The organism is Kitasatospora sp. NPDC051164, from assembly GCF_044455625.1.
GTDB lineage: Bacteria > Actinomycetota > Actinomycetes > Streptomycetales > Streptomycetaceae > Kitasatospora.
Genome location: NZ_JBITFB010000072.1, coordinates 17,470 through 20,443, shown reverse-complemented (window position 1 = coordinate 20,443; position 2,974 = coordinate 17,470). Strand labels below are relative to the sequence as shown.

The 2,974-nt window shown below is 70.0% G+C and carries 4 protein-coding genes and 1 pseudogene; 2 read left to right on the top strand and 3 right to left on the bottom strand.

What is annotated here, in order from left to right; translation table 11 throughout:
• Positions 1-283 precede the first annotated feature (283 nt).
• Positions 284-721 (bottom strand): universal stress protein, encoded by a 438-nt coding sequence (locus ACIBEC_RS46430; protein ID WP_360509608.1) that lies wholly within the window; start codon positions 719-721, stop codon positions 284-286.
• A gap of 220 nt (positions 722-941) precedes the next feature.
• Between ACIBEC_RS46430 and ACIBEC_RS46425 the strand changes: the two genes are divergently transcribed.
• Positions 942-1,241, top strand: coding sequence for a flavodoxin domain-containing protein (locus ACIBEC_RS46425; protein WP_360509606.1), 300 nt, complete (start codon positions 942-944; stop codon positions 1,239-1,241).
• A 5-nt stretch (positions 1,242-1,246) separates the two neighbouring features.
• A complete protein-coding gene (locus ACIBEC_RS46420) occupies positions 1,247-1,951 on the top strand; it encodes a CBS domain-containing protein (protein ID WP_360509604.1) in 705 nt (234 codons plus the stop codon).
• Positions 1,952-1,953: 2 nt separating this feature from the next.
• On the opposite strand, the pseudogene ACIBEC_RS46415 reads toward ACIBEC_RS46420, so the two are convergent.
• Positions 1,954-2,163, bottom strand: a pseudogene (locus ACIBEC_RS46415) (response regulator); the annotation flags it as partial.
• A gap of 102 nt (positions 2,164-2,265) precedes the next feature.
• On the bottom strand, positions 2,266-2,775 hold the full coding sequence (locus ACIBEC_RS46410) for a flavodoxin domain-containing protein (RefSeq protein WP_360509602.1): 510 nt from the start codon (positions 2,773-2,775) through the stop codon (positions 2,266-2,268).
• Positions 2,776-2,974 lie beyond the last annotated feature (199 nt).

The following is a 2,974-nucleotide window of genomic DNA, read 5'->3' as shown; positions in this document are numbered from 1 at the left end:
GGGGTACTTACGTGGTGCTGGCACTGCTCGTGGTTCTCCTTACGCCTGGATCGTAACCCAGGCTTCAAAGACTCCACGAAGATCAGTGCAGCTCAGCGTCCGCGATCGACGCCCTGGTACGACTGCGGCGACCAACCGCGCCGTAGCGAACCTCCTCGGCCCAGTCTCTCCCTCGCGACTGCTTCGAGCAGTGACCCTGGCCTGCCCGATGACGTTCCGCGATGCGTTCGACACCCAGCACGCCGGTCCGACCGACACCTGGAGACCCGCTGGCGCGCAGTACTCACTCGGGGCGGACGATCACCACTGGGCAGTGCGCGTGCAGTGCGCACTGCTGACTCACCGAGCCCAGCAGCGCGCGGGCGAAGGCACCCCGGCCCCGGCTGCCGACGACGAGGAGTTCAGCGCCCGCCGCCGCCTCCAACAGCACAGCGGCGGGGTTGCCGAGCACCAGTTGCTCATTCACCTTCACCGGCCGGTCCGGTCCCAGCACCTCGTGCAGTTCCTCGGTGAAACGCCGCTGGGCGATCTCCTGGTCGAAGGACGTGTCGACCACGGGCGCCGACCACCCGTAGCGCGCCGGCGGCTCCCACACACCCACCGCATCCACAGTCGCTCCGATCCGATCCGCCTGCCGGACTGCCCACCTCAGCGCCGCATGCGACGACGGCGAGCCGTCGACGCCCACCACAACACGGGGAACCGAGTCGTTTCCATCCACGCTGGTTCACCTCTCTCCGCTTCCGTTCCTTCAGCGCTGCGCTTCCTCGGCCGGGCCCGCCAGCAGGGTGTCCAGCCGCCAGGTCGGCCGGGGCGGCCCGGGACTCCCTCGAAAGGTCTGACACAAGCATCTTCCGGCCCCAACGGCCTCGGGCACAGGGGCGAACGGCCCTCCCCTCGGTACCCGGACGGGAGCACGGTGGAGGGAGAGGTGAGATGCCATGAAGGCAGTGATCGTGTACGAGAGCATGTACGGGAACACCCACGGGATAGCCGAGGCGATCGCCGAGGGCGTCCACGAGGTCCAGCCCGACGCGACCGTCGCCTGTATCCCGGTCGCCGAGGCGGTAGCGGACGTGACCCGCAGTGCTGACCTTCTGGTGGTCGGCGGCCCGACGCATATGCACGGAATGTCCTCCGGCCTGAGCCCCAAGATGGCCGTGAGCGCCGAGGCGAAGAGGGAGCGGGCCAAGGTTGGGGAGCCTCCCTGGTCTGAATCACCCCTCACGACTGGAGGCTGAGAACCATGCTGCATCGGACTGTTCGGGCAGTAATGACCCGTGACGTGGTGACCGCCCGTCCCGACACGCCATTCAAGGAGATAGTCGGGCTGTTCCACCGCAACGACATCACCGCAGTGCCGGTCATCGACGACATGGACCGTCCGATCGGCCTGGTGTCGGAGGCCGACCTGGTCCGCAAAGAGGCGGCCACACCCGACGGCAGGCAGGAAGCCCCGATGTGGATGCGCGGCGGCGACCGCGACCGCGCCAGGGCCGAGACCGCCGGCGGCCTGATGACAAGCCCGCCGATCGTCGCCCGACCCGAGTGGAGCATCGTCAGGGCCGCCCGTGTGATGGACCGTCAGAAGGTCAAGCGGCTTCCGGTAATTGATGGGGACGGCCGTCTTGTCGGCATCGTCAGCCGTAGCGACCTGCTCCAGCCTTTCCTCCGACCCGACAGCGAGATCGCCGACGAGATCACCGGGGACGTGCTCGGCGAGACCCTGTGGCTGGACCACGATGCGGTCCACGTGGCGGTCGACGACGGTGTGGTCACGCTAACTGGCAAAGTCCACCAGAAGAGCCTGATCCCTGTCGTGGAACGCCTGTGCAACTCGGTGGACGGGGTGGTCTCCGTCCACCAGACGCTCGATTACACGGTCGACGACACCGAGGGACGCCCGGACTCGCCCGTCACACGCGGAGCCTTCCGCCTCCACCGCCAGTGACGGCTTCCGACAACCGTCTCAGCGACCCGATGGTCGGCGCCCTTCACCTGTTTGAGGACGTAGCCGACAGCGCCCGCCGTGATCGCGTCCAGCAAGGCGTCGTCATCGTCGAAGGAGGTGAGCATCAGGCAGGCCGGCTCCGGCATCCGGTCACGCAGCTCGCGGCAGACGGTCACTCCGTCGCCGTCGGGCAGCCGTACGTTGCAGACGGCGGGCCAGCGAGGTCCGAATGGCCGACCGCCTGCGCAGTGCGGACTTGGTGGACATGGCGCGCCTCCTGGCGGACAGTCGGCCGACCGGGCCTGCTCCGCCGGCTATGCGTCGGCTCGGGAGCGCATCTCGCTCGCGACCTGGTGGGCCCAGCTGTGGATCTGCTCCGGGTTGCGGAAGTCGCCGCCCTTGCCGTGCCGGACCAGCGAGCGGGCGATCCGGCCGGGTGTCCCCGCGGTGATGCTGCCACCGAAGGTGACGTGCCCCTGCGCGTGCAAACGCTCCATCTCCTTGGCCGCACCGCGCACGGGCGGGATCTCATGCTGCTCGGCGGAGCTGTCCACCGGCCCGCTGCTGAACAGCCAGACCGGCCGCTCCGCCAGCGCCTCGGCATTGCGGTGGGCGCAGCGCAGGGCGTCGCGGTGCCAGTGGCCGGCGTAGAGCGAACTGCCGAGGACCACGGCGTCGTACCCGGACACGTCACGGACGTCCGCGGCGGGGACGACGGCGGCCTCGAAGCCGTCCTGCTCCAGCGTCCGGCCGATCTCTTTGGCGATGCCCGCCGTGGCGCCGTGCTTGCTTCCGTACGCGACCAGGATCTTCTGCTTCTTCATCGAAAGCCTCCTGCCGAGACCTGAGCCGCCCGCTCCGAGCCCCGGTCGGCACATCCAGGATCTGCCCGTCCGAGTCGCCCGTACCAGGGCCGGGGGGGGGCGCGGGGGGGGGGGGCGGGCGGCGGGGGGGGGGGCCCGGCCCGGGGGGGGGGGGGGGTTGGGGGGGGGCCCCCCCCCCCGGGCGCCCCGCGGGGTGGGG